The sequence below is a fragment of the Amycolatopsis sp. Hca4 genome (assembly GCF_013364075.1).
In the GTDB taxonomy this organism is placed as follows: Bacteria; Actinomycetota; Actinomycetes; order Mycobacteriales; family Pseudonocardiaceae; genus Amycolatopsis.
On the sequence record NZ_CP054925.1, the window covers coordinates 8,747,047 to 8,773,154 of the forward strand.

Below are 26,108 nucleotides of genomic sequence, written 5' to 3' on the forward strand. Positions count from 1 at the left end.
CGATGACAGAACTGACACACACCGAAGACCACGACGACGACCTGTACGACCCGTCGACAGGCGAGATGGAGCTCGAAGACCGCGCGTCACTGCGGCGCGTCGCGGGGCTGTCCACGGAGCTGGACGACGTCACCGAGGTCGAATACCGGCAACTGCGGCTGGAACGCGTCGTGCTGGTCGGCGTGTGGACCGAGGGCACGGCCCTGCAGTCCGAGGCGTCGCTGGCCGAGCTGGCGCGCCTGGCCGAGACGGCGGGCTCGGAGGTCCTCGAAGGCCTCATCCAGCGGCGGACCAAGCCGGACCCGGCCACCTACATCGGCTCGGGCAAGGTGCGCGAGCTGCGGGACATCGTCGGGTCCACCGGCGCCGACACCGTGATCTGCGACGGCGAGCTTTCGCCGGGCCAGCTGCGGCAGCTCGAGGAGAAGGTCAAGGTCAAGGTGATCGACCGGACCGCCCTGATCCTCGACATCTTCGCCCAGCACGCCCGGTCCAAGGAGGGCAAGGCGCAGGTCGAGCTGGCCCAGCTGCAGTACCTGATCCCGCGGCTGCGCGGGTGGGGTGCCTCGCTGTCCCGGCAGGCCGGTGGCCGGGCCGGCGGCGCGAACGGCGGCGTGGGCCTGCGCGGTCCGGGTGAGACCAAGCTCGAGACCGACCGGCGGCGGATCAACAAGCGCGTGGCGAAGCTGCGCCGCGAGATCGCGGCCATGGACACCATCCGCGAGACCAAGCGCGGGCGGCGGCTGGCCAACGAGGTGCCCAGCGTGGCGATCGTCGGCTACACCAACGCCGGCAAGTCGAGTCTGCTCAACGCGCTGACCGGGGCCGGGGTGCTGGTGGAGGACGCGCTGTTCGCCACCCTCGACCCGACCACGCGGCGCGCGCAGACGCCGGACGGCCGCGGCTACACGCTGACCGACACCGTCGGGTTCGTGCGGCACCTGCCGCACCAGCTGGTGGACGCCTTCCGCTCGACGCTGGAGGAGGCCGCCGACGCGGACCTGCTCGTGCACGTGGTGGACGGGTCCGACCCGGCGCCCGAAGAGCAGGTCAGCGCGGTGCGCGAGGTGCTCGGCGAGATCACGCGCAAGCGCAAGGAGCCGCTCCCGCCGGAGCTGCTGGTGATCAACAAGACCGACGCGTCCGACGAGGTCAGCCTGGCCCGCCTGCGCCACGCGCTGGCCGGGTCGGTCCAGGTCTCGGCCCGGACCGGGGCGGGCATCCCGGAGCTCGTCGAGGTGATCGCCGACCGCCTGCCGCGGCCGGAGGTCACGGTCGAGGTCCTCGTGCCCTACTCGCGCGGCGAGCTGGTCGCGCGGGCGCACGCGGACGGCGAGGTCCTCGAAGAGGAGCACGCCGAGGAGGGCACGCGCCTGCTGGTGCGGGTCCGCCCGGACCTGGCGGCAACCCTGCGCGAGTACGAGACCAACTCGACCAGGGCCTGACACGTCTCCGTAGTGTGCGACTCGAAGGGGTCGCACACTACGGAGGTGGCTGGGTGCGCTGGGTTGTCGCGGTCGCGGCGGTGTTCGTGGGGGTGCTCGGTAGTCCCGTGCCGGCTTCGGCGGCTCCCGCCCCGGAGAAGTTGTGCACGGTGAAGGACTCGCGCATCGGCGAGCTGTCCGGCCTGGTCTCCGACGGCGAGCGGCTGTACGCGATCAACGACGGCGGCAGCAAGGTCCAGGTGTTCGTGCTGGGCCGGGACTGCAAGGTGCAGAAGGTCCTCACGGACAAGACCGACCCGTTCGACGTCGAGGACCTGGCCCGCACGCCCGACGGGACGCTGTGGCTGTCCGACACCGGTGACAACAAGAAGGGCAGGCTGACGGTCGCCCTGCTCGAGCTGAGCCCGCAGGGCAAGCTGACGCTGCACCGGCTCACCTACCCGGACGGCCAGCACGACACCGAAGCGCTGATCTTGGACAAGGCGGGCACGCCGTACCTGATCACCAAGGACATCCTCGGCGAGGCCCGCGTGTACCGGCCTTCGGGGCCGCTGGCCAGCCCGGGACCGACCCCGCTGGAGAAGGTCGGCACGGTGAAGATCGCGACGACGGACACCCAGGGCGGCCCGGTGGGCTCGATCGGCTCGGTCCTGGTGACGGGCGGTGCTTCGATGGCCGACGGCAGCGCGGTCGCGCTGCGGACGTACACGGACGCCTACGTGTACGCGGCTCCGGACGGCGATGTACTGGCGGCGCTGCAGCGCACCCCGGTGCGGATCCCGCTGCCGGGGGAGAAGCAGGGTGAAGCGATCGCGTTCGACCCGGACGGGACGCTGGTCTCGGGCAGCGAAGGCGTCGGCGAGCCCCTCCGCACGGTGCGGGGCGCGGCGGCACTGGCCGCGCAGTCCGGCGCACCGGCGGAGGGAACGACCTCGACCGGGACGAGCACGTCCGCCGGCTCGGCGGGGGACGGGGCCGGGCTCCCCATCCTCCCCGCCGCCGGGATCACGCTCGCGGTGGTCGGCCTCGGCTGGTTCGGCTTCAGCAAGCTACGCCGCCGAGCCCGCCGCTGACCCCCGGCTCCCCACGGCCGAAGATCATCCGATCCGGTGAATCTCATGCACCTACCTCAGCTGTGCGAAACCTCCGGGCGGCTACGCCCGAGGTGACCGAGGCGGGGGTCCGGGGCTTGCCCCGGGCGGGGTCTGGGGGTTGCACCCCCGGAAGACACGGCGGGAGACGCAGGGCGAGTGCTCTCCGCGAGCAGACTCCACCCGCGTCTCACGCCCTCACAACCGCCTTAGCACGGCGACGACCTTGCCGAGCACCGTGGCGTCGTCACCGGGGATCGGCTCGTACGCCTCGTTGTGCGGCATCAGCCAGATGTGGCCGCCCTTGCGCTTGAACGTCTTGACCGTGGCCTCGCCGTCGATCATCGCCGCGACGATCTCGCCGTTGTCCGCGTCCGGCTGCTGCCGGACCACGACCCAGTCGCCGTCGGTGATGGCCGCGTCGACCATCGAGTCACCGGTGACCTTCAGCAGGAACAGCTCGCCCTCGCCGACGATCTCCCGCGGCAGCGGGAAGACGTCCTCGATGGCCTGCTCGGCCAGCACCGGGCCACCGGCGGCGATCCGGCCGACCAGCGGCACGTACGCCGCCTTCGGCATCACCGGCTGCTGGTCCATCTCGATGCCCATGGGGTTGTCGTCGGTCGCCGCGAGCACGCCGACCGCGCGCGGCCGGTTCGCGTCCCGGCGCAGGTAGCCCTTGCGCTGCAGCGCGCGCAGCTGGTGCGAGACCGACGACGTCGACGTCAGCCCGACCGCTTCGCCGATTTCGCGGACGCTCGGCGGGTAGCCGAACCGGCTCACCCACGTGCGGATCACGTCGAGCACCTGCTGCTGGCGGACGGTGAGCGTCTCGTCAACGTCGTACACCTCGGGCATGGCGTGCACCTTGCCCGAGTCGCCGGGGGACCCACTGGTCCTGCCCGCTTTGTTCTCCTTCGCCACTGCGTCGCCTCCCAGACGTTCGCTGCACGTATCTGCGCGCCGGCCGCCGCCCGCGGGGTTGCGGGCACGCTCGCCGGCGGCATCTGCCCGGCAGATGCCCTGGTCACCGACGTTAGCCCCCGGGCACGACGATTTCAAACATCTGTTCGATCGACACGCCGTGTCCGCTCGATTTTGTCGGTGGCAGGTGGTAGACCTTCGCACGGGCGTTCGATAGAACGCCTGTTCGACCTTGATCCACGGGCCGCGTCCGGTCCGCGAATCGGGCGGACACCAGGGTTTCGAGGAGGTTCGGATGTCCATTCTGGCCGAACGCGGACACGCGCGCCCGGCGACCCCGGTCCCGGCGCCCCTCCGGCCGGTCCGCGTCCTGCGCGGACGCCGCGGCGAGGTGCACCGCCCGCCGACCCGCGCGCGGGTCGTGGCGGGCCGCCGCCCGGCGGGCTCGCCGTGCGCGGCGCCCCGGCGGGTGGGGGTGCGGTGGCCGTGGCTGGTCGCGCTCGCGGTGGGCAGCTGCCTCGTGGTCACCGCACTGGGGTTGTCCGGCGGCGGGGCGGCGGAGGCCCCGGTCCCGGTGCGGACGGCGACGGTGTCCGTGGGCCAGGGCGACACGCTCTCGTCGATCGCGGCGCGGTTCGCGCCGGACAGCGACCCGGGTGCCGTCGTCGCCCGGATCGAGGAGCTGAACCGGCTGGACGGCGCGGTGCTGGTGCCGGGGTTGCCGCTGACGGTCCCGGTCGCCGGCGACGTTCCGGCGCCCTGACGGCCGCGGATCGACCGGCTGAAGATCACCCGCTTCGGCGAACTTCGCATTAGGCCGGACCGGTGAACGCCAGGTCGTCGCGGACAGGCTCGTCCGCAGCTCACCCACGCGAGGTGGAGCAGGGCGGTCCGGCTTGCGCACACCCCCTCCGAGTTCTACGCTCGCCCGCTATATGTAGTAGTTACACCGCTGTAGTTGGTCCACAGGTTGGGGTAGACTGGGCAGCAGTTGTCCACAGCTGGTCGGCTTTTACCCACCGGATGTCCACAAAACGATCACCAGGTGCAGGGGTGCGTGGTGGCCGTCGGATGTCGACCGAGGGCGGCCGGCGCGGAGGGGAAGGTGACTGGCGGATGAGGTGCCCGTTCTGCCGGCATGCGGACTCTCGGGTCGTCGACTCCCGAGAGGTGGATGAAGGCCAGGCGATCCGCAGGCGGCGCTCGTGCGCGTCGTGCGGACGGCGGTTCACGACGTCGGAGACGATGGTGCTCGCCGTCGTCAAGCGGTCCGGGGTCACCGAACAGTTCAGCCGGGACAAGGTGGTGAGCGGCGTCCGCCGCGCCTGCCAGGGCAGGCCGGTCGACGACGACGCGCTGCAGCAGCTCGCGCAGCGCGTGGAGGAGTCGATCCGCTCCGCCGGGCTGGCGGAGATCCCGAGTCACGAGGTCGGCCTGGCCATCCTGGGCCCGCTGCGTGAGCTCGACGGGGTCGCCTACCTCCGGTTCGCCAGTGTCTACCGCTCCTTCTCGTCGGTCGAGGACTTCGAGAAGGAGATCGCCGACCTCCGTGAGGCCATGGCGGGTGCTGCTGCCCAGGAGGACAGCGATCAGCGCGAAGACGGCGACTGAGCCGTCCCGCTGCGGGAGAGGGTTCAACCGATGACGGAAACCGTGGGAACGGGGGCCCGCGCGGCCACCGGCAAGAAGAGCAAGGCCGCCGGCGGGCTGAGCGTGCAGCGCGTCTTCACGACCGAAGGGCAGCACCCGTACGACCAGGTCACCTGGGAGCAGCGGGACGTCGTCATGACCAACTGGCGTGACGGCTCGGTCAACTTCGAACAGCGCGGCGTCGAGTTCCCCGATTTCTGGTCGGTCAACGCCACGAACATCGTCACCAGCAAGTACTTCCGCGGCGCCGTGGGCAGCCCGCAGCGCGAGCGCAGCCTCAAGCAGCTGATCGACCGGGTCGTGCACACCTACGTCAAGGCCGCCCGCGACTTCGGCTACTTCGCCACGCCGCAGGACCTCGAGATCTTCGAGCACGAACTCACCTGGATGCTGCTGCATCAGGTCTTCAGCTTCAACTCGCCGGTCTGGTTCAACGTCGGCACCTCGTCGAAGCAGCAGGTCAGCGCCTGCTTCATCCTCGCCGTCGACGACACCATGGAGTCGATCCTCAACTGGTACCGCGAAGAGGGCCTGATCTTCAAGGGCGGCTCCGGCGCCGGCCTCAACCTCTCCCGCATCCGCTCCTCGAAGGAGCTGCTGACCTCCGGCGGCACCGCGTCCGGCCCGGTCTCGTTCATGCGCGGCGCCGACGCGTCCGCGGGCACCATCAAGTCCGGCGGCGCCACCCGGCGCGCGGCGAAGATGGTCGTGCTCGACGTCGACCACCCGGACATCGAGGAGTTCATCCAGACCAAGGCGCGCGAAGAGGAGAAGATCAAGGTCCTCCGCGACGCCGGGTTCGACATGGACCTCTCCGGCGCGGACATCTCCTCGGTGCAGTACCAGAACGCGAACAACTCGGTCCGCGTGTCCGACGAGTTCATGCACGCGGTCGAGAACGGCACCGACTTCGGCCTGCGCGCCCGGCTCACCGGCGAGGTCATCGACCGCACCGACGCCAAGAAGCTCTTCCGCACGATGGCCCAGGCCGCGTGGGAGTGCGCCGACCCCGGCATCCAGTACGACGGCACGATCAACGACTGGCACACCTGCCCGGAGTCGGGCCGGATCACCGCGTCCAACCCGTGCAGCGAGTACATGCACCTGGACAACTCGAGCTGCAACCTCGCGTCGCTGAACCTGCTGAAGTTCGTCACCCCCGAGGGCACCTTCGACGCGCCGCTGTTCGCCCGTGCCGTCGAGTTCGTCATCACGGCGATGGACGTCTCGATCTGCTTCGCGGACTTCCCGACCGAGCCGATCGCCGACACCACGCGGAAGTTCCGCCAGCTCGGCATCGGCTACGCCAACCTGGGCGCGCTGCTGATGGCGCTCGGCCACGCGTACGACTCCGAAGGCGGCCGCGCGCTCGCGGCGGCGATCACCTCGCTGATGACCGGCGTGTCGTACCGGCGTTCCGCGGAGATGGCCCAGGTCGTCGGCGCGTACGAGGGTTACGCGCGCAACGCCGAAGCGCACCAGCGCGTGATGCGCAAGCACGCGGCGGCGAACGAGCTCGTCCGCACCTACCACTCGAACGACGCCGCGGTCCGCGCGCTGGCGACGGAGGAGTGGCAGAAGGGCATCGAGATCGGCGTGAAGCACGGCTGGCGCAACGCGCAGGCGTCGGTGCTCGCGCCCACCGGCACCATCGGCTTCATGATGGACTGCGACACGACCGGCATCGAGCCGGACTTCTCGCTGGTCAAGTTCAAGAAGCTGGTCGGCGGCGGCTCGATGCAGATCGTCAACCAGACGGTGCCGCGCGCGCTGGAGGCGCTGGGCTACCCGGCCGAGCAGGTCGAGGCGATCGTGGAGTACGTGGCGCAGCACGGCCACGTCGTCGACGCGCCGGGGCTGCGTCCCGAGCACTACGAGGTGTTCGACTGCGCGGTCGGCGAGCGCTCGATCGCGCCGATGGGGCACGTCCGGATGATGGCCGCGGTGCAGCCGTTCCTGTCGGGTGCGATCTCCAAGACGGTCAACATGCCGGAGTCGGCGACGGTCGAAGAGGTCGAGGAGATCTACTTCCAGGGCTGGAAGCTCGGCCTCAAGGCCCTCGCGATCTACCGCGACAACTGCAAGGTCGGCCAGCCGCTGTCGACGGCGAAGAAGACTTCGGAGACCGCCGCCGCCGAGCCGGAGAAGGTCGTCGAGTACCGCCCGGTCCGCAAGCGCCTGCCGAAGAAGCGCCCGAGCCAGACGGTGTCGTTCACGGTCGGCGGCGCGGAGGGCTACCTGACGGCGGGCTCGTACCCGGACGACGGCCTCGGCGAGATCTTCGTCAAGCTCGGCAAGCAGGGCTCGACCCTGGCGGGCGTGATGGACGCGTTCTCGATGTCCATTTCGGTCGGCCTCCAGCACGGCATCCCGCTCGAGTTCTACGTCTCGAAGTTCTCCAACCTCCGCTTCGAGCCGGCGGGCATGACGGACGACCCGGACATCCGGATCGCGACGAGCGTGATGGACTACCTGTTCCGCAGGCTGGCCCTGGACTACCTGCCGTACGAAAAGCGTTCCCAGCTGGGCATCCTCTCGGCAGACGAGCGCTCGGCCGAAGTCGAGGCGGCGTACGGCAACCCGGGTGTGGACCTGGAGGCCCTGCAGTCCACAGTGGACGCCTCACCGGAGCCCCACGCGGAGGAACCGCAGCACCCGCACCGCGAAGCCCAGACGACAACGGAGCTGATGGAGCTCCGCCTCGGCAAGGCCGCGGACGCCCCGCTGTGCATGACATGCGGAACGAAGATGCGCCCGGCAGGCTCGTGCTACGCCTGCGAAGGCTGCGGCGCGACTTCGGGTTGTAGCTGAGAAGTTTTTCGGCTGAGCCGGGGCAACCCGGCTCAGCCGAAAACACGCCCGCAGAGACCTTCCGCTATTCGTCGTGGTCGTCCGCGGCCTCGGCGTCCCAGTGCTTGGCCTGCCCGCGCAGGAACGCGGCGTAATCGCGGAGTGCGCCGGCGGCGAGCGGCCAGCCGGCCTCGATTTCGTCGGCCCAGGTCTCGTAGGTCTCTGCGGACGCTCGTTCTTGATCACCGCCTTCGTAGATCCCGCGTGTCGTGAAACCGACGTTGTTGCCGATTCCCCGGGCGAATCCGGTCCGAAGGTCATGACCGTCTTCGAGATCGAGGACGTCGCGAACGGCCTCGGTGGGCCAGCTGCCGTCGACGCCGGGCGGCCCCGCCGCCAACAGCGTGCCGATGGCTTCGTCGCCCGTGCGTAGCATGCCGATGGCATCGAGAAGTTCACGCGCCTTGCGCACCCAGTCGAGCAACCGGGTCCGGTCCACCTTGTCACCGTCTTGCCCGGGCACGCACCGCAAATGTTCTCCGGTCCACCAGAACCCGTAGGCCTTCGGGTTGAGCTTCTCGTTGGGCAGGTAACGGAATCGGTGCAACTCGACGAAGGCGGCCGGGTCGTTGGCGATCAGCTTCAGCAACGCCCGGGGTGCACGGTCGTGGAACAGGGGAGCGAACGCGATCTCCCACTGTGCCACCTTGCCCAGGTCGTGGCCGGACAAGTGCAGGTGATCCAACAGACTGCCGATCGCGTACACGGTGTGCGAGGTTATCTGTGCGGAGGTGTTCAGCAAACCGTCGAAGGCCGCCTCGACGAGTTCGACGGGTGGCTGCCAGCCCTTACCGCCGCCGTGCAGCGCAACCGACATGGCTTCGACGACCTCTGCCGCGCGCTGGTGACCGAGAACTTCGGCGAGGTACGCCTCCGGATGCTCGGCCGGAAGGTTGAGGGCCGCGGTCAGGGTCCAGAACCGGTCGCGGACAGCAGCATCCTCATGAGCCAGCAGCTCGACGGCCCAGTCGACGGGCAGGGCCAGAAGAAAGGCTGTCCGGCGAGCGGGATCCTCGGGAAGACCGGCGGACAGCTCGACCGCCCAGTCGCGGCCGGCCGCTTTGGCTCGGCCGCGGATCCAGCCTTCCCCCAGCGGTAGGGTGAGCCGGGCGATCATCTCGTCCCGGACGGCGTCTTCGGCCACCTCGGCGAGCGTCCAGCCGACAGTCTGGCCGACGTCGCTTGCCTCCGCCAGACGAGCCAGGCCGTCGACACCGTGCTGCGACAGCTCTTGGGTGACCACCTCACGACGAAGCACTCCGACCGCAGCGGTGTGAGCGTCGACATCGGTCAGCTCGACGTCGGGGATGTCCGGGTGCCAGGTGAACAGCCACGCGTGCCGGGTCGGATCGGTGACCGGTTCGATGGTGGTCAAGAACGAGGACAAGCGATCGACCACCTCCGCGGGAAGAAAGCGCGGCATCGGGGAACCGCGCCGCTCGGAATTCACGAGTTCCGTGCCCTGGCGCCAGAGCGCAAGCACGGTCTTCGGTTCAGCGCCGGTGAAATCCGTGCCTTCGAGAGCCGTGAGGAGCGCGTCCTGACGGGCGGAAGTCAGGCTGGTCAGCCGCGGGAGCCAGGTCACCCACCGGTCGGGAACGCTGCTCAGGTCAGCCAGCACGGCGGTGAAGATGGCTTCCCAGTACGTCTTGATCGAGTCCGAGGACGTGGGGGCGGGACCGAGCCAGTCGTGCCGGACGCTCGGTCGGGCCAGCGGCATGAGCAAGAAGCGCCTTTCGGTGAGGTCGCTCACCAACCGCCATCCGATATCGGGGTACTTGGTGCGGATCTGATCGATGACGGCGACCCGGCGCTCGATCGGCAGCGGGCTGTCCGGGGCGGGGGCGACGAGGGCGACCAGGGAATGGGCCGGCCGATTGCTCAGCTGCCCGCCGGGGTCGATGCCGGCCAGCCGGGCCAGCAGAAGGGCGGCTTCCGAGCTGTGCTGCGGCGCCCAGGTGACCTTCTCGATGGCCCAGAGCAGCCACGTGTGTCCCGAATGCCGGTGGAGCGTTCGCCCCTTCGCGTCCTCGAACATGACCCGGAGCAGCGGATCCGATCCGCGTAGACCGGCGGTGACGGCGTCGAGGAAGACCCGGGGAGCGGCCTCGGCGAGCAGAGGGAGGACGTCACGGAGCGAACGCCAGGCCAGGCCGGTCCGGTCGGCGTTGGCCTGCTGCAGCAACTGGTGGACGACCGTGGCGGCGATGTCTTCCGCGGACCGGCCGGCGATCCTGACGGATCCGGACTCGCCGAGCCGGGCCAGGCCGTGCGCGATTCCCTGCCGGAGATCGTCCGACCAGGACCTCACCGCGCCGGTGACCTTCGCGGACGCGACCTCGGGGTCCGGCAGGGAAAGCACAGGGTCGATTTCGCTCAGGACGTCGAGCGCTACCTCCTTGAACCGGCGGACGTCCGTGTCGCTGACCTGGGCCATCAGCTGAGACCACGCGTCGAAGGGGTCGACGAGCTGCCACCGTGAGCCGCTGCGGTGGAGAAACGGGTCCGCCGAAACGGAACTGACCGTGGCGAAGCGCTCCACGCGCGAGTAATCCTCTCCGGTGATCCGGGCGATGACCGCGTGGTCGGCTTCGTTGTCCGTCGACCACCTGCTGACGAGGGAAAGGGGAACGGCGATCGCCGAATCCGGCGGCCGCACCCACTGGGGACGGGGCGTGTTCGGGCTCAGCCGGCGGATCAAGGCCTGGGAGCTACGGCGGGCCAGCCCCGCCAGCTCGTCGGCTTGGTGTAGCGGGACTCCCACGGCCAGGAAGGAATCGCGGGCTTTGTCCCTCGGGACAGGGGGCAGGACCAGACCGCTGGTGCCGTGCTCGAACCCGTCGCGCGCGATGATCACGTGGCGATCGGCCTGCGACTCGTTCACCGGGACGTCGTCGCTCACCACGACCGCCGGGAACGAGGGCGGGATCTTGGCGGTGCGCTCCCAGCCCGCGGCCGAGGTGACCCTGACCGCGTGGTGACGTGGGTTGTGCTGGTCCAGGACAGCAGCCGCGAACGCGGCGACCTCGTCGAGCGTCCGACCCCGGATGACCAAGTTCGCCGGCGGCCCGGTCAACCACGACTGCACGTGCGCGATCTGCTCGTCCCGGCCGAGCAGGTCGAGGTGGGCGGGCAACCGGGAACTGGTCAGCTCGGTACGCTCGCGATACCACGTCGCCAGGTCCTTGACGCCGTCCCGGACGCCGATGCTGAGCTCGGGAGCGGCGTCGATCAACCGGTCGATCAGACCGGGAATGGCGTGGGCGTCGCGGTAGGTGAGCCGGATGTATTGGCAGTTGGCCAGTGCGGCGAGATCCGGGGGCAGGTTCTCGGCGGGGTGCATGCGGCCGCTGTGCTCGAGAACGGGGATGACCGGCTTGCCGGCCGCGAGCACTCGGGCGATCTCCTGCCGGACGACGTCGTCCGGCTCGAACAGCCGAGGGCCGAAATCGGCGAGCCACCTTTCTCCGATGATGGCGATCATCGCGGAGCAAGTGTCGACCGCGTCCCACATGATCGGCTCGTAGTCGTGGCCGAGGTCGATGGACCGGCTCGACCGGAAGACCTGGTCCTTGCCGAAGACGGCACCGAGCTCGGCATCCAGCCATGCCGCCTTGTCAGCTCCGTCGCCGACGCGGAAGTTGATGAACAACATGCGGCGATCGTGACTCGCTCCGAACAGCGCTTCAAGGGGTTTCCTGTTGCCTACTCGGAAAGGTGAACTTTCACCGGACCTCCACGGAAGCCGATCACCCGGCTCCACAGCCACGCGGCATCATCGAAGTAACCGAGGCAAACGTCGCAGACAACGCGAAGACCCGATGTGGGCGCGAAGCGTGAAGCTCCACTCCGACATCGCCGAGAGCGTGCAGCGGTTTGGGTCGGGGAAGCCTGCGACGGAGCCAACCTCATCACGAAGGCCGCCGGCGACGACCTCTACCTCGCCGCGGAGGCCGTCGCGCTGCGGTATTACCGCGCCCTGCGGGACGGCATCGGTGAGCCACTCGTCTCGCAGGGCGCGGCGCACACCCTCGCCGATGAGCAGCGGCACGTGTCGTTCCACTGCCACCGGCTGAAGATCGCTTTCCAGGGATCCGGCCCATCGAGGAGGGCAGCGGTGTTCGGCGCTTGGCGGATCCTCGGCTCGGCGTCGCCATCGCTGTCGCCGCCGATCACAGAGCCCCGTTGAGACGGCTCGGTGTCGGGCGGGTCGTCTTCGTCGCCGACGTTTGCACCGCATTCGCGCGGATTCGCGGCGAACGTTCGAAGTCGCCGTGCGTCCCGAAGCGCGCATGGCCGCGCGGGCTCTTCTAAAGCAGATTGGCCAGCCACCGCAGGGTTGCGGCGATCCGCTCCGGCGGCACGCCGCGGGACGCCTGGTGCAGGAACAACTCGGGCGCCAGCGGGGCCAGCAGCACGTCGGCCAGGACGTCCGGATCCGCCGCGCCGGCCGCTTCACACAGGACGCGGACGTGTGTCCACCAGAACCCGTACGCACCGGTCGTGAAGCGGGAATGGCCGACTTCCGCGCCCAGCACCAGGGGCGCGTGCCGCTCCAGCAGCTGCACCATCGCCGTATAGAACGCCGCCAGGCGCTCGGCCGGCGGGGCGCCCGGACCCAGGGGCGGGTCGCCGCGGAGCAACGACTCCTGCAGCCGGCGCTCGTGCTCGTCCAGCAGGGCGATGGCGATCGACGCCCGGTCCGGATATCGGCGGTACAGCGTCCCGCGGCCGACGCCGGCCGCTCGCGCGATGTCCTCCATCGTCACTTCCGCCGCGCCGCGGGTGGTGAACAGCTCCTCGGCCGCCGCGAGGACCTTCGCGCGGTTGCGGGCCGCGTCGGCGCGTTCGGGCATAGGGCCACCCTAGGAATAAGTGGACGCTGTGTCCAGTTGAGTGGAGGGAACTGGGAGGAGGCCCCATGGGTTGGATCACGCTGATCGCCGCCGGGCTCGTCGAGATCGCCTGGTCGCAGAGCATCAAGCCGACGGAGAACTTCACCCGGCCGTGGCCGACGCTCCTGTGCTTCGCGCTCGGCGCCGCCGCGGTCTACCTGCTGTCGCGGGCGATGGACACCGTCCCGGTGGGCACCGCCTACGCGGTGTTCACCGGGATCGGTGCCGTCGGCGCGATCGTGCTCGGCGTCGTCGTGAACAAGGACCCGCTCAGCCTCGGCCGGGTGGCCGCGCTGGCCCTGATCGTCGGCGGCGTCGTGCTCGCGCGGGTCACTTCGTGAGCTGCTCCCACAGGAACTCGAACACCAGCGCCCACTTGAACGCCAGCTGCTCGTTGTCCGCCGCGGCGCCGTGGCCGCCTTCGATGTTCTCGTGATACCGGACGTCGTGCCCCTGCTCACGCATCCGCGCCACCATCTTGCGGGCGTGGGCGGGGTGCACGCGGTCGTCGCGGGTCGAGGTCACGAACAGCGACGGCGGATACGTACGTCCACTGTGGACGTTCTGGTACGGGGAATAGCGGGAGATGTACTCCCACTCCGCGGCCTCGTCCGGGTCGCCGTACTCGGCCATCCAGGACGCGCCGGCCAGCAGCAGGTGGTAGCGGCGCATGTCCAGCAGCGGCACCTGGCTGACGATCGCGCCGAACCGGTCCGGGTAGCGCGTCAGCATCACGCCCATCAGCAGCCCGCCGTTGCTGCCGCCCTGGATCCCCAGCCGCGACGGCGTCGTGATCCCCCGCGTCACCAGGTCCGCGGCCACGGCGGCGAAGTCCTCGTACACGCGGTGCCGCTCGGCCTTGATGGCCTGGGTGTGCCAGCCGGGCCCGTACTCGCCGCCGCCGCGGATGTTCGCCACGACGTACGTGCCGCCGCGGGCGAGCCAGCCGCGGCCGACCATCCCGCTGTAGGACGGCGTCAGCGAGACCTCGAAGCCGCCGTAGCCGGTCAGCAGCGTCGGGCCGCCTTCGGCGCCGGACGGCCGCACGACGAAGTACGGGATCTTCGTGCCGTCCTCCGACGTCGCGAAGTACTGCGCCACGCTCATACCCGAAGCGTCGAAGAACGCCGGAGCCTGCTTCAGCACTTCGACCTCTTCGCCGACGTGCCCGTAGCTGAGCGTCGACGGCTGGAGGAAGCCGCTGGAGTCGATCAGGTACTCGTCGCTGACGTCGGGGTCGGTGTCGAAGATGTCCGCGCTGCCGAACTCCGGGCCGCCGGCCAGCGGCTCGTCGGTCCAGGCGCCGGGGCCGGGGCCGGGTGTCAGCGTGCGCAGTTCGGTGCGGACGTCCCGCAGCGTGCCGAGCAGCAGGTGGTGGCGCGTCCAGGCCCAGTAGCTCAGCGAGGTGTGCTCGTCCGGCGTGAACAGCGTGGTGAAGTCCCGGTCGCCGGCCAGGAAGGCGTCGAAGCCGATGGCGATCAGGGAACCGGCCGGGTGTTCGGTGCCGCCGGTGGTCCACGCCGTCCGCGGCCGCACCAGCAGCCATTCGCGGTGCACGGACGCGCTCGCGTCGTCCGGGACGTCGATCTTGACCAGCCCGCCGGGCGTCTTCAGGTGCAGTTCCGAGCGGTAGAAGTCGATCGCGCGGCTGACGAAGTCGCGCTCGAAGCCTTCGGTCGGGTCGTGGAACGCGCCGATCGAGACGTCGTCGGGCTTGCCCTCGAAGACCGTGACGGCTTCTTCGATCGGGGTGCCGCGGCGCCACTCCTTGGCCAGCCGCGGGTACCCGGAGCTGGTCAGCGACCCCGGGCCGAAGTCCGTGCCGACGTAGACGCGGTCTTCGTCGATCCAGCCGATCCGGGTCTTCGCCTCCGGGAGGGTGAAGCCGTCTTCGACGAACTCGTGCGCGTCGAGGTCGAACTCGCGCACGACCGTGGCGTCGGCGCCGCCGCGGGACAGCTCGACCAGGCCGCGCCGGTAGGCCGGCCGCAGCACGGTCGCGCCCTGCCAGACCCAGTTCTCGCCCTCGGCCTCGGCCAGCGCGTCGACGTCGAGCAGCAGTTCCCACTCGGGCTCGGCCTGCCGGTAGGACTCCAGCGTCGTGCGCCGCCACAGGCCGCGCGGGTGGCTCGCGTCCTGCCAGAAGTTGTAGAGGAACTCGCCGCGGCGGCGCACGTACGGGATCCGGTCGTCGGCGTCGAGCACCTCGCGCAGCTCGTCACGCAGTTCGGCGAACCGGGCGCCGGTGGTCAGCTCGGCCAGCGTCTCGTCGTTGCGCGTGCGCACCCAGCCGAGCGCGTCTTCGCCGGTCACGTCTTCCAGCCACAGATAAAGATCCTCGACACTCATGGGGTTCAGTCTCGCCTGGTCCGGGCCCCGGCGGCTACCGGGTGGCGTTTTCGTTTCGTGATCCCTGCCTCCCGGGGTGTCCGTATGCTGGTGCCACAGAGCAGGGGGAGATCGTGAACGACGCCGAACCGCCGTGGCCGGCTCCGGCCCGGCCGCCGGAACCCGCGTGGGCGCCGGAGCCGAACCCGTGGGCCCCGAGCTGGGCCGCGGCCCCGCCCGTCCCGATCGCGCCGCCGCGCAGCCGGTTCTGGGGCGCGGTCACCGGCGTCCTGATCGTCGTCGTCTCCATCTCCCTGATCGCGGCCACCATCCCGCGCCGGGTGGACGGCCGCGCGTTCGCTGCGGAGGGCGCCGACACCGGCCGGGCGTACGACGGCACGGGCAAGACGCCGAAGGCGGTGCCCGAGCTGGCCCGCAATCCGCTGCTCGGCGAAGGCATCAGTCCCGGGCCGGCCACCTGCAACCTGCCCGACCTCGGCCGGGCGGCCGAGCAGCTCAAGGCCTACTACGGAGCCCTCGTCGCCTGCCTGGAGCAGTCGTGGCGCCCGGCGCTGGAGAAGGCGAACGAGCCGACGCTGGCCGTCACCGTGTCGGTGACGCTCCCGGAGCACAGCTCGTGCGGTGCGGCGCCGACGGAGAACGAGGCCGTCGCCTACTACTGCGGCGGCGACAAGACGATCTACGCCCCGACCGACTGGATGCTCACCGACGCCGGCCTCAACAAGGCCCGGCACATCGCGACGCTCGCCCACGAGTACGGCCACCACGTGCAGCGCGAAAGCGGCATCCTCTCCGCGGCGGCGGACAAGATGACCTCGCCGAACGAGGACAGCGCGGCCGACAAGGAGGTCGTGCGCCGGATCGAGCTGCAGGCCAACTGCTTCGGCGCGCTGTTCCTGACCGCCGTGGCCGGCAGCGGCTCGATCACCCGGTCGCTGGCGAACGCCGCGGTCGCCGACTACGGCCGGGCCAACGACAGCGACACCCACGGCTCGCGCGAGCACCAGCTGTCCTGGGCGAAGGCGGGCTACGAGGGCAAGGCCACGAAGGCGTGCGACACGTGGAGCGCGCCGGTCGCCGAGGTCAGCTGAGGGACCAGGCGGGGTCGCGGCCGAGGAGGGCGAGGAACCGGTCGAGCTCGCTCGCGCCCGGCGGCACCTCGACGCTGCGGGCGAACGAGCCGTTCCGCTCGCGGCCTTCGTCCGGGATCCGCTCGGCCAGCTTCGTGGCGACGTACACGGCTTCGGCGTCCGGCTCGTAGGGCAGGTCGAGCGTGCGGGCCAGGTCCCAGCCGTGCGCGAGGGTGTCGACCAGGTGCATGTGCGCGGCGATCGCGCCGGGGAACGTGCCGAAGTGGTTGATGGTGAGCTGCCGCTCGAGCACGGCGTCGCCGGCGAAGGCGTCGAGGAAGTCGTCGACGGACGCCCGGTACGCGGCGTAGGGGTCGTCGCCGAGGACGCCGGCGTCCCAGTCTGGCGCCGAGCCCTCGCGGGCCGCGGTCGCGAAGGCGTGGTTCTCGCCGACCTGGTGGCGGAGCAGGTCGGCCAGCGTCCAGCCGGCACACGGGGTGGGCCGCGCGAGGTCGGCCGGGGTCACGCCGGCGACGAGCTTGTCGAGGAGGAGCAGGGTACGGCGGTCGAGTTCGCGGAGATCCATGCCCGGCACTTTAGGAGGCCCAGCGGACCACGGACAGTGCCAAATCCGTTCCAACTTTCGTGGGCCAATCTAGACTCGGGCCGGTGGAGATCCACATCGACCTGACCGGCACGCGCGGCCACCGCGACGCGATCTACCGGCAGCTGCGCGCGGCGATCCTGGCCGGGGAGATCCGGCCCGGCGAGGCCTTGCCGCCGACCCGCGAGCTCGCGCAGCGGCTGGCGGTCTCCCGCACCACGGTCAGCGCGGCCTACGACCGGCTCACCGCCGAAGGGTTTCTCGCCGGGCGCGTCGGCGCAGGCACGTTCGTGACCGCTTCGCCCGCGGAGCGCCCTTCGCCGGCTCCGGACGGCCCGGGCGTGCGGCCGCTGCCCGAGTGGGACGCCGTCCCGCCGCCGCCCGCGCCCTTCGCCCCGGCGCCGGAGTTCGACTTCCGGCCGGGCGTCCCCGACCTTTCGCTGTTCCCGTTCGACACCTGGCGGCGGTTGATCACGCAGCGGCTGCGGGCCGGCCGGGCCGATCTGATGACCTACGGCGACCCGCAGGGGCACCCCGCGCTGCGAGCCGAGATCGCCCGGCACGCAGGTGTTTCGCGCGACGTCCGGGCGAGCGCGGCGCAGGTCGTCGTCACCGCAGGCGCCCAGCAGACGACCGACCTCGTCGCCCGGGTGCTGTTGCGCGACGGCGACCTCGCCGCCGTCGAGGACCCCGGCTACCCGCCGCCGCGGCTGGTGCTCGGCGCCCGCGGCGTCCGCGTCGCCCCCGTGCCGGTGGACGCTTCGGGGATCGTCGTCGACGCCATCCCGGCGGGGACGCGGCTGGTGTACGTGACGCCGTCGCACCAGTACCCGCTGGGGCTGTCGATGTCGCTGGACCGGCGGCTCGAGCTGCTGGACTGGGCCGAGCGCACCGACGCGGTGCTCGTCGAGGACGACTACGACACCGAGTTCCGCTACACCGGACGGCCGCTGGAACCGTTGCACAGCCTGGATTCCAGTGGCCGGGTCGTGTACGTCGGCTCGTTCTCGAAGGTGCTTTCGCCGTCCCTGCGGCTGGGTTTCCTCATCGCGCCGCCGTCACTGGTGCCCGCACTGGTCAAGGCCCGCTACCTCACCGACTGGCACGCGCCGAACGTCGAGCAGGCGGCGCTGGCGGCGTTCCTGGCCGAAGGCGGCTTCGCCCGGCACGTCCGGCGGATGCGGAAGGTCTACCGGGCCCGGCACGAACTCCTCACCGCGGCGCTCGCCCGGGACTTCGCGGACTTCCTGACGCCGTTGCCGTCGACGGCCGGCCTGCACCTCAGCGCGGTCACGGAGGCGGACTGCGGCGGGCTGGTTCGCGCCGCCCGCCGCCGTGGCGTACGGCTGTACTCCTTGGGGGACTTCGGGGTGGGGGAGCGGCGGCACGGGCTCGTCTTCGGTTACGGTGCGGTCGCGGCCGAGCGGATCGAGCCGGGGCTGGCCCGGCTGCGGGCACTGGTGGACGAAGGAGCGGGATGACCGACGACGTGATGGTGGCGATCGACGCGGGTCTGCGACAGCACGTCGGCGGCGACCGCGCGGGCGCGTACGCGACCTTCGCCGAGTTGTGGTCTTCGATCGGCGAAGACGGCGACCCGCTGCACCGCGTCGCGCTGGCGCACCACATGGCCGACGTCTGCGACGACCCGGCCGAGGAACTCGAATGGGATCTGCGCGCCCTGGCCGCGGCCGATTCGCTGACCGACGCGCGGGCGCAGGAGTACCACTCGTCCCTGGCCGTGCGCGGCTTCTACCCTTCGCTGCACCTGAACCTCGGCGAGGACTACCGCAAGCTCGGCGACCTGACCGCGGCCCGCGCGCAGCTCGAGCTGGCCCGGGCACGCCTGGACGCGCTCGCCGACGACGACTACGCGGCCGGGATCCGGCTGGCCCTCGACGGACTGGCCGAACGGCTCGGCTGAATCGGTTCCAATACCACGAAGACGCCCCGTTTGCCGGACTTTCGCGGGGCGCGTGCGGGCCCTAACCTGTGGTGATCCAGCTCACCGACGGGAAGGATCGCCATGCGGATTGCGGATCTGCTGCGCAAGAAGGGGTCGGCGGTCGCGACGGTCACCCCGGAGACGACGGTGACCACGCTGCTGGCCGGACTGGCCGACCACAACGTCGGCGCGATGGTGGTCGTCGCACCGGACGGTTCCATCGCCGGGATCGTCTCGGAACGCGACGTCGTCCGGCGCCTCAACGAACACGGCCCTGGCCTGCTCGACGGCCCGGTGTCGGAGATCATGACGAAACTGGTGGCGAGCTGCACCCCGGACGACTCGGTGGACCAGCTCTCGGTGCTGATGACCGAACGCCGCATCCGCCACGTCCCCGTGCTCGCCGACGGGCGGCTGGCCGGCATCGTGTCCATCGGGGACGTCGTGAAGAACCGGATGGAACAGCTGGAGCAGAGCCAGGAACAGCTGCAGGCCTACATCGCCCAGGGTTAGCGGGCGGGCCAGCTGTATTCGTAGCTCAGGGAAAACGTGCGGTCGACCCAGTCGCCGGCCGGCTCGCCCGTGGCCGGGCGGGCCGGTGCGACCGCGCGGACCGCGTCCAGTTCGGAGGAAACGTCCTCGGCCGACACCAGCGCGCCGTCGCGAAAGGTCAGTTCGCGGACTTCGGTGCACACCCAGGCGGGCAGGAAGCCCATGCTGAGTGAGGGGCGCTCGGCCCACCGGCCACGCCCGAGCAGCAGCCGCCCGGTGAACGCCGTGGCGACGGCCAGTTTCCGGTACTGCCAGGCTTGGTCCCGGTCGCTCCACCGCGGGGCGACCCCGTCGAGCGGAGGCGGGGTGTCGGCCGAGCCGGCCCGCAGCTCACGCAGGACCAGCCGCTTCGCGCTCACTTCGTACCGCTCGACGTGACCGCGCCAGCAGCCCGTGTGGATGGACCGCGGTTCGATCCCGTGCGCCGCCGGGTCGAACAGCCCGGCTCCGGCCACCGCGGTGATCCCGAACCACCGGCCGCCGAACCGGACTTCGTCGGACTCCTGTGCTGTCACCGGGTTTCCTACTCCCGCCAGCCCGAGAGCTCCACGCCCTTCGCGACGTCGACGCGGTAGGACAGCCGCACGTCCTTGGTCTCCCCGGGTGCCAGCGTCAGCCGCCAGGTGAACTCGCCCAGCTCCGACGTCTCCACCGGGTCCGGTGCGGTCTTCACGTCCCGGACCGTGATCGCGTCGTCGCGGGAGACCGGCGCCTGGTCCAGCACGGTGACCGTGGCGGGCCGCGGCCCGTGGTTGCCGACCGAGATCCGGTACTCCGCTTCGCGCCGCTTCTGCCCGGACAGCGTCGCCTTGGACGCCGTGCGGCGCACCAGTTCCCGCTCGACCCGGATCCGGTCGTCGACGCCCAGCGCCAGTTCCAGCTCCTCCCCGGGCGCCCATGGTTCGAGCACCGTCGTTCCGACGAACTCCGCGTCGTGGAACACCGAAGCGCGGCCCGGGCGCAGCGCGTACTCCGACGTGTTCGCCACCGTGGCACGCAGGTACGCCTCCTCCGCCAGCACCGGCGCCGTCACGTACCCGAGGTCGGCCGTGAGGTCCAGCTGCGCCAGCGTCGTCCGGTGGCCCTGCGCGCCGGACGGCACCGCGACCGGCCGCGACGGGCGGTAGGTGACGGCCGTCGTCCCCTGCTCGACCGAAGCCAGTTTCGGCGCCATGGAAGCCGCCGAGGCCATGTACTGCCGTCGCGCGCCTTCCGGGATCCCGCCGCCGGATCCGCCGTACGCCGCGGGGGGCGCGCCCGGCGCCGGCAGGAAGCGGTCGAGGTACCACGGCTGCAGTTCCGGGACCACCACCGCCACGGCGGGCCGGGCCGTCGACAGCGCCAGCTCGCACTCCGGCCAGTCCTCGCCGGTGTGCTGGCTGACCAGCCCGTAGGACACCACGGTGACGTCGGTGCCGCGCACCCGGATGTCGTAGCCCGGCTCCCAGCTGGCGCCGGGGACCACATAGGACAGTTCCAGCTCGGCTTGCGCGGTGGTGTCGGAGATCTCCAGCTCGACGACCACCGAGGTGCTGTCCCGGCCGGGCCCGGCGCCGTGGGCTTCGATCCGGCGGTCGAGCGCGGCGAGGTCTTCGCGCAGCCGCTCGATCCGTTCGCTCAATGCGCGTCGCGCCTTCAACGCCGAAGCGAGCCGCTCGCCCAGCGCGTCGGTGACTTCGGCGACGCGCGAAGGCTCTGCGGTGCCCGCGGCGAGGGCCTTCGCGAAGCTGCCGCCGCTGCGCTTCGCGAGCGAAGTCAGCAGATCCACCTTCATCGTTTCGGCTGCTTCGTCGTCGAGGACGCCGTCGAGCGTGGCTTGATCGGCCCGCCGCTGCTCGACGAGTGCCTGCAGCTCCGCGCCGGCCGGCTCGGCGTGCCATTCGGTGCGCACGTCGACGCCGGTGATCAGCGCGGGCCCGGTGCCGGTGACGCGCACCGAGGCGGGGTCAAGGGCCGGGGGCAGCCCGGCGAACGTCAGGCGCGGCCCGTCGTCGAGCGGAGCCTTGCCGCGGCGGGTGATCCGCGCCTGCTGCGGGTAGACGGTGACGGCGGTGATCGGCGCTTCGACGGTCGGCATGCCTCCGACGTTAGTCTCTTGACACCCCTGAGGGCGGACCGGAAGTGTCTTCAGTCGTCCGCTTCGCCCGGCTTGGGGGTTTGAGTGAAAGCCGCAGTCCTGCTCGCCGCCGTCCTCGCACTGCCGCTGACCGCGGGCATCGCCGAAGCCGCGCCTCCGGCCCCGGTGTTCACCGGCGGCCAGGCGCAACCGGTGTTCGACCCGGCCGACGTCGTCCGCGAAGACGTCTGGGTCACCGCGCCCGTCGACAGCGACCACGACGGCGCCGACGACCTCGTGCACGCCCAGGTCGTGCGCCCGCGCGCGACGCAGCAGGGCCTGAAGGTGCCCGTCGTCTACCAGGCCAGCCCGTACTACGCCGGCGGCAACGACGTGGCGAACCACGACGTCGACGTCGAGCTGTCGGTGCCCGGGTACGCCCGCGGTCCGGAAGGCCCGCGCGTCGCCGCGCACGGCGTCGGCCCGGCCACCCCGATCACCTGGCGCTACCAGGACTACTTCACCGCACGCGGGTTCGCCGTCGTCTACGGCGAGTCGCTCGGCACCGGCCTCTCGACCGGCTGCCCGACCACCGGCGACGTCAACGAGACGATCGGCGCGCGCTCGGTCGTCGACTGGCTCAACGGCCGCACTTCCGCGAAGGACGCGAACGGCGCCGCCGCGAAGGCGGACTGGACGACGGGCAAGACCGGCATGATGGGCGTGTCCTACAACGGGACGCTGCCCAACGCCGTCGCGAGCACCGGCGTCGAAGGGCTCGAGACGATCGTGCCGATCGCGGCCATCTCCAGCTGGTACGAGTACTACCGCCACGACGGTGCGGTCGTCGCGGCCGGCGGGTACCAGGGTGAGGACGCCGACGTGCTCGCCGAGTACGTCCACACCCGCGCCGACCGGCAGGTCTGCCGCCCGGTGATCGACGGGCTGACCCGCGACCAGGACCGCGTCACCGGCGACTACACGCCGTTCTGGGACGTCCGGAACTACCGCAACGACGTCGGCAAGGTGCGTGCGTCGGTGCTGGCGGTGCACGGCCTCAACGACTGGAACGTCAAGACCGAGCAGGTCGCGACCTGGTACGAAGCGCTCAAGGCGCGCGGCGTCGAGCACAAGATCTGGCTGCACCAGTCCGGGCACGCGGACCCGTACTCCCTGCGCCGCGACGTCTGGCTCGCGACGCTGAACAAGTGGATGTCGCACTACCTCTACGGCATCGACAACGGCATCCAGAACGAGCCGAAGGCGACCATCCAGCGCGAGGACAAGTCGTGGGTCGACGAGGCCGACTGGCCGGCGCCGGGCACCGCCGACGTCCGCGTGTACCCGTGGCCGGGCGGCCGGTCGAAGGGCACGATCGACACGCGCAACCCGGTGCCGGGCACGGCGGCCGCCGAGACCCTCGCCGACGACTCGTCGAAGACGATCGAGCAGCTGGCCGGGCTCGCCTCGTCCGGCAACCGCCTGCTGTACGCGACTCCGGCGGCGAAGCAGGCCGTGCGCTTCTCCGGCACGGCGCACGCGGACCTGGCGCTGGCGTTCGACCGGCCGGCGGCGAACGTCACGGCGATCCTGCTCGACCGCGCGCCCGACGGCACGTCCCACGTGATCACCCGCGGCTGGACCGACCCGCAGAACCGCACGTCCCCGGCCCGCACCGAGCCGATCACGCCCGGGCAGACCTACCGGATCGGCGTCGACCTGATGCCGAAGGACTACATCCTGGCGGCCGGGCACCGGCTGGAGGTCCTGGTCGCCTCCAGCGACCACGACTACACGCTGCGGCCGAAGCCGGGCGCGGGCCTGGCCCTCGACCTCACCAGGACGTCGGTCACGCTGCCGGTCACGGGCGGCAAGCCGGCGCTGCGGGCCGCGTTCGGCTGATGCTGCCGGAGGGCCTCCGGGCCGACGTGCGCACGTTGTGGGACTACCACGACCTGCGGCACCAGCCGCGCCGGTCGGACGTCGGGATCGGGCTCGGCAGCCGCGATCCCGGCGTGGCCGTCCACGCGGCGGAGCTGTTCCACGCCGGACGGTTCCCGCTGCTGGTGTTCACCGGGGCCAACGCCCCGACGACGGTGGAGCGCTTCCCACGCGGCGAGGCGGTCCACTACCGCGAGATCGCCCTGGACCTCGGCGTGCCGGACGAGGCGATCCTGGTCGAGCCCGAGGCCCGGCACACCGGGGAGAACATCGTGTTCACCCGGCGGCTGCTCGCCGAGCGGGGGATCGCGGTCCGGACCGTGACGCTGGTGTCGCGGCCCTACCAGCAGCGCCGGGCGTACGCGACGGCGAAGCGGCTGTGGCCCGAAGCCGACGTCGTCTGCGCGGCGAAGGGCGTTTCGCTGGAGGACTACGTCGACGGCTGCGAGGAAGCCGAGCGGGTGATCGGCATGCTGGTGGGCGAGACGCAGCGGATCACCGAGTACGCCGAGCGGGGCTTCGCGATCCCGCAGCGCGTCCCGCCCGGCGTCGAGCGGGCGTTCGGCAGGCTGGTCGCCGCCGGGTTCACCCAGCGGCTCGTCGCTTTCCGCGCCGACGATCACTGAATGTAACGATTTTCGCAGGTCAGGCGACTTACCGGCGTTCTATCCGCTGCGAGAGGACCCGCCATGACCTCGACCGCCGACCCCATCTTGGAGAGCCTGCGCACCCAGTTGTCCGGAGCCGTGCTGACCGACGGCGACGCCGGGTACGACGACGCCCGCTCGGTCTGGAACGGCGAAATCGACCGCCGTCCCGCGGTGGTGGTGCGGCCCGCCGGGCCCCAGGACGTGGCGACAGCACTCGCGTACGCGCGCGAAGCCGGGCTCGACGTCTCGGTGCGCGGCGGCGGGCACAACTTCGGTGGCGCGGCGGTCGTGGACGGCGGTCTCTGCCTCGACCTGAGCTCGCTGGACGCGATCACGGTCGACCCGGACGCCCGGACCGCGCGCTGCGGCGGCGGGACCACCTGGGCGCAGCTCGACGCCGCGACGCAGGCGTACGCGCTCGCGGTGCCGGGCGGCACGGTCAGCCACACCGGTGTCGGCGGCCTCACCCTCGGCGGCGGGTTCGGCTGGCTCACCGGCAAGCACGGCCTGTCCTGCGACAACCTGCTCTCGGCCGAGGTCGTCACCGCCGACGGCGAGATCCTGCGCGCGTCGGCCGGAGAGCACCCCGACCTGTTCTGGGCGCTGCGCGGCGGTGGTGGCAACTTCGGCGTCGTCACCGAGTTCGAATTCCGGCTGCACCCGGTCGGCCCGATCGTCCACCTGGGACTGTTCTTCTACGGTCTCGACGACGGCGCGGCCGTGCTGCGCCACGCCCGCGAGCTGCTCCCGGCGCTGCCGGGCGCGCTGGGGGTGCTCGTCGCCGGGCTCAACGCCCCGCCCGCGCCGTTCGTGCCCGAGGCGTTCCACTTCCGCCCGGGCTACGCCGTGCTGATCGCCGGCTTCGACGGGGAAGAACAGCACGTCGAAGCGGTCGAGGCGGCCCGCTCCGGGCCGGCGCCGCTGTTCGAGTTCGTCTCGCCGATCCCGTACGTCGAGCTGCAGCGGCTGATCGACGGCGCCGCTCCGTGGGGCATCCTCGGCTACGAGAAGGCCGCCTTCGCCGAGGAGTTCACCGACGACGTCATCGACGTGATCGCGGACTTTCTGCCGCGGAAGAGCTCGCCGATGTCGATCATGCCGATCTTCGCGCTGCGCGGGGCGTTCGCCGAGGCCGGCGACGACGACACGGCGTTCGGCGGCAGCCGGCGGACGTGCCTGGCCGGGAACGTCGCCGCGATCTCCGCCGAGCCGGAGCCGTTCGCCACCGACCGGGCCTGGGTGCGGGAGTTCTGGGCCGCACTGGCGCCGCTGTCGGCGAACGCCGGAGGCTACGTCAACTTCATGGCCGAGTACGAGGCCGACCGCGTCCGGACGTCCTACGGCCCGGAGAAGTACGCGCGGCTGGCCCGGATCAAGGCGGTGTACGACCCGCGGAACGTCTTCCACCACAACGCGAACATCCCGCCCGCGCCGTGAGGCGTCAGCCGGCGATGCCCGCCCGGTAGGCGAACGCGACCGCCTGCGCGCGGTCGCGCAGCCCCGCCTTGGCGAACAGGTGGTTCACGTGGGTCTTCACGGTCGCCTCGCTGACCACCAGGGTGCGGGCGATCTCGGTGTTCGACAGGCCGGCCGCGATCAGCCGCAGCACGTCGAGTTCGCGGGCGGTCAGGCCCTCGACCTCCTTGACGCGCGCCGGGGTGCTGCGGGCGGCGGCTTCGACGAGCCGCCGCTGCAGCTCGCCGTCCACCGTGGATTGCCCGGCGGCGGCCGAGCGCAGCGCCCGGGCGATCGACTCGGCGTCGGCGTCCTTGGTGAGGAACCCGCGAGCGCCCGCCCGCAGCGCGGCCAGCAGCGACTCGTCGTCGGCGTAGGTGGTGAGCACGACGACCTCGGTGCCGGGGTGCTCGGCGCGGATGCGTTCGGTGGTCTCGACGCCGTCGCAGCGCGGCATCCGCAGGTCCACCAGCACGACGTCGGGGTGGTGGGCGGCGACCAGGTCGAGTGCGGCCAGGCCGTCGGCCGCGGCACCGACCACCTCGACTCCGGGCAGCAGCCCGAGCAGGGTGACCAGGCCCTCCCGGACCACGGCCTGGTCGTCGGCCAGCACGACGCGCAGCGTCACGCC

23 protein-coding genes are annotated in these 26,108 nt (G+C 71.2%); 15 read left to right on the forward strand and 8 right to left on the reverse strand.

All coding sequences use genetic code 11. The features are described 5' to 3' along the window. Positions 1–2 precede the first annotated feature (2 nt). Positions 3–1,445, forward strand: coding sequence for a GTPase HflX (hflX, locus tag HUT10_RS39830; protein WP_176175903.1), 1,443 nt, complete (start codon positions 3–5; stop codon positions 1,443–1,445). 53 nt (positions 1,446–1,498) lie between these two features. Continuing rightward, positions 1,499–2,518 (forward strand): esterase-like activity of phytase family protein, encoded by a 1,020-nt coding sequence (locus HUT10_RS39835; protein ID WP_176175904.1) that lies wholly within the window; start codon positions 1,499–1,501, stop codon positions 2,516–2,518. A gap of 216 nt (positions 2,519–2,734) precedes the next feature. On the opposite strand, the gene lexA is transcribed toward HUT10_RS39835, so the two are convergent. Further along, complete coding sequence (gene lexA / locus HUT10_RS39840; protein ID WP_167384977.1) at positions 2,735–3,394, reverse strand: transcriptional repressor LexA; 660 nt, start codon at positions 3,392–3,394, stop codon at positions 2,735–2,737. Positions 3,395–3,755: 361 nt separating this feature from the next. On the opposite strand from lexA, the gene HUT10_RS39845 reads away from it, so the two are divergent. The 3 genes from HUT10_RS39845 (at position 3,756) to HUT10_RS39855 (ending at position 7,921) form a co-directional block, all read left to right on the forward strand. Continuing rightward, positions 3,756–4,223 carry a LysM peptidoglycan-binding domain-containing protein gene (locus HUT10_RS39845; RefSeq protein ID WP_176175905.1) on the forward strand — a complete coding sequence of 156 codons (468 nt, stop codon included), beginning with the start codon at positions 3,756–3,758 and terminating at the stop codon, positions 4,221–4,223. Positions 4,224–4,576: 353 nt separating this feature from the next. Continuing rightward, entirely contained in the window at positions 4,577–5,071 is a 495-nt protein-coding gene (nrdR, locus tag HUT10_RS39850) for a transcriptional regulator NrdR (protein WP_176175906.1), read from the forward strand. 30 nt (positions 5,072–5,101) lie between these two features. Beyond that, positions 5,102–7,921: a vitamin B12-dependent ribonucleotide reductase gene (locus HUT10_RS39855; protein WP_176175907.1), complete on the forward strand. Its 2,820-nt coding sequence runs from the start codon at positions 5,102–5,104 to the stop codon at positions 7,919–7,921. A 64-nt stretch (positions 7,922–7,985) separates the two neighbouring features. Here the strand turns inward: HUT10_RS39855 and HUT10_RS39860 are convergent, their stop codons facing one another. Next, positions 7,986–11,444, reverse strand: coding sequence for a hypothetical protein (locus HUT10_RS39860; RefSeq protein WP_254897232.1), 3,459 nt, complete (start codon positions 11,442–11,444; stop codon positions 7,986–7,988). A gap of 45 nt (positions 11,445–11,489) precedes the next feature. Here HUT10_RS39860 and HUT10_RS51415 point away from each other — a divergent pair, with 45 nt between their 5' ends. Further along, entirely contained in the window at positions 11,490–11,681 is a 192-nt protein-coding gene (locus HUT10_RS51415; RefSeq protein WP_254897233.1) for a hypothetical protein, read from the forward strand. 102 nt (positions 11,682–11,783) lie between these two features. Continuing rightward, positions 11,784–12,149 (forward strand): hypothetical protein, encoded by a 366-nt coding sequence (locus tag HUT10_RS39865; RefSeq protein WP_254897234.1) that lies wholly within the window; start codon positions 11,784–11,786, stop codon positions 12,147–12,149. 121 nt (positions 12,150–12,270) lie between these two features. Here HUT10_RS39865 and HUT10_RS39870 read toward each other — a convergent pair whose 3' ends face one another. Beyond that, complete coding sequence (locus HUT10_RS39870; protein ID WP_176175909.1) at positions 12,271–12,816, reverse strand: TetR/AcrR family transcriptional regulator; 546 nt, start codon at positions 12,814–12,816, stop codon at positions 12,271–12,273. Between the two features lie 65 nt (positions 12,817–12,881). On the opposite strand from HUT10_RS39870, the gene HUT10_RS39875 reads away from it, so the two are divergent. Continuing rightward, complete coding sequence (locus HUT10_RS39875; protein WP_176175910.1) at positions 12,882–13,196, forward strand: multidrug efflux SMR transporter; 315 nt, start codon at positions 12,882–12,884, stop codon at positions 13,194–13,196. On the opposite strand, the gene HUT10_RS39880 is transcribed toward HUT10_RS39875, so the two are convergent. Then, entirely contained in the window at positions 13,186–15,204 is a 2,019-nt protein-coding gene (locus HUT10_RS39880; RefSeq protein ID WP_176175911.1) for a prolyl oligopeptidase family protein, read from the reverse strand. The genes HUT10_RS39875 and HUT10_RS39880 overlap by 11 nt on opposite strands. A gap of 113 nt (positions 15,205–15,317) precedes the next feature. Here HUT10_RS39880 and HUT10_RS39885 point away from each other — a divergent pair, with 113 nt between their 5' ends. Continuing rightward, positions 15,318–16,295 (forward strand): neutral zinc metallopeptidase, encoded by a 978-nt coding sequence (locus HUT10_RS39885; protein WP_176175912.1) that lies wholly within the window; start codon positions 15,318–15,320, stop codon positions 16,293–16,295. Here the strand turns inward: HUT10_RS39885 and HUT10_RS39890 are convergent. Next, positions 16,288–16,860: a TIGR03086 family metal-binding protein gene (locus HUT10_RS39890; RefSeq protein WP_176175913.1), complete on the reverse strand. Its 573-nt coding sequence runs from the start codon at positions 16,858–16,860 to the stop codon at positions 16,288–16,290. The two genes, HUT10_RS39885 and HUT10_RS39890, sit on opposite strands and share 8 nt — an antisense overlap. A gap of 83 nt (positions 16,861–16,943) precedes the next feature. Here HUT10_RS39890 and HUT10_RS39895 point away from each other — a divergent pair, with 83 nt between their 5' ends. The 3 genes from HUT10_RS39895 (at position 16,944) to HUT10_RS39905 (ending at position 19,336) form a co-directional block, all read left to right on the forward strand. Then, positions 16,944–18,359 (forward strand): PLP-dependent aminotransferase family protein, encoded by a 1,416-nt coding sequence (locus tag HUT10_RS39895; protein WP_176175914.1) that lies wholly within the window; start codon positions 16,944–16,946, stop codon positions 18,357–18,359. Beyond that, positions 18,356–18,802 carry a hypothetical protein gene (locus tag HUT10_RS39900; protein ID WP_176175915.1) on the forward strand — a complete coding sequence of 149 codons (447 nt, stop codon included), beginning with the start codon at positions 18,356–18,358 and terminating at the stop codon, positions 18,800–18,802. The genes HUT10_RS39895 and HUT10_RS39900 overlap by 4 nt, the downstream gene beginning before the upstream one ends. Positions 18,803–18,904: 102 nt before the next feature. Then, the gene (locus tag HUT10_RS39905) at positions 18,905–19,336 is read left to right on the forward strand and encodes a CBS domain-containing protein (RefSeq protein WP_176175916.1); all 432 of its coding nucleotides are present in this window, start codon (positions 18,905–18,907) and stop codon (positions 19,334–19,336) included. On the opposite strand, the gene HUT10_RS39910 is transcribed toward HUT10_RS39905, so the two are convergent. Both HUT10_RS39910 and HUT10_RS39915 read right to left on the reverse strand, forming a co-directional pair. Next, positions 19,333–19,890: a hypothetical protein gene (locus HUT10_RS39910; RefSeq protein ID WP_176175917.1), complete on the reverse strand. Its 558-nt coding sequence runs from the start codon at positions 19,888–19,890 to the stop codon at positions 19,333–19,335. The two genes, HUT10_RS39905 and HUT10_RS39910, sit on opposite strands and share 4 nt — an antisense overlap. 8 nt (positions 19,891–19,898) lie before the next feature. Continuing rightward, positions 19,899–21,452, reverse strand: a complete 1,554-nt coding sequence (locus HUT10_RS39915; protein WP_176175918.1) for a DUF4139 domain-containing protein — start codon at positions 21,450–21,452, stop codon at positions 19,899–19,901. An 84-nt stretch (positions 21,453–21,536) separates the two neighbouring features. Here HUT10_RS39915 and HUT10_RS39920 point away from each other — a divergent pair, with 84 nt between their 5' ends. From HUT10_RS39920 to HUT10_RS39930, 3 genes are all read left to right on the forward strand, one after another. Beyond that, the gene (locus HUT10_RS39920) at positions 21,537–23,333 is read left to right on the forward strand and encodes a Xaa-Pro dipeptidyl-peptidase (protein WP_176175919.1); all 1,797 of its coding nucleotides are present in this window, start codon (positions 21,537–21,539) and stop codon (positions 23,331–23,333) included. Next, positions 23,333–23,998, forward strand: a complete 666-nt coding sequence (locus HUT10_RS39925; RefSeq protein WP_176175920.1) for a YdcF family protein — start codon at positions 23,333–23,335, stop codon at positions 23,996–23,998. Before HUT10_RS39920 ends, HUT10_RS39925 begins: the two co-directional genes overlap by 1 nt. Before the next feature lie 63 nt (positions 23,999–24,061). Next, a complete protein-coding gene (locus tag HUT10_RS39930) occupies positions 24,062–25,459 on the forward strand; it encodes an FAD-binding oxidoreductase (RefSeq protein ID WP_176175921.1) in 1,398 nt (465 codons plus the stop codon). Positions 25,460–25,463: 4 nt separating this feature from the next. Here HUT10_RS39930 and HUT10_RS39935 read toward each other — a convergent pair whose 3' ends face one another. Beyond that, positions 25,464–26,105 carry a response regulator transcription factor gene (locus HUT10_RS39935; protein WP_176178266.1) on the reverse strand — a complete coding sequence of 214 codons (642 nt, stop codon included), beginning with the start codon at positions 26,103–26,105 and terminating at the stop codon, positions 25,464–25,466. Between the last annotated feature and the right edge of the window lie 3 nt (positions 26,106–26,108).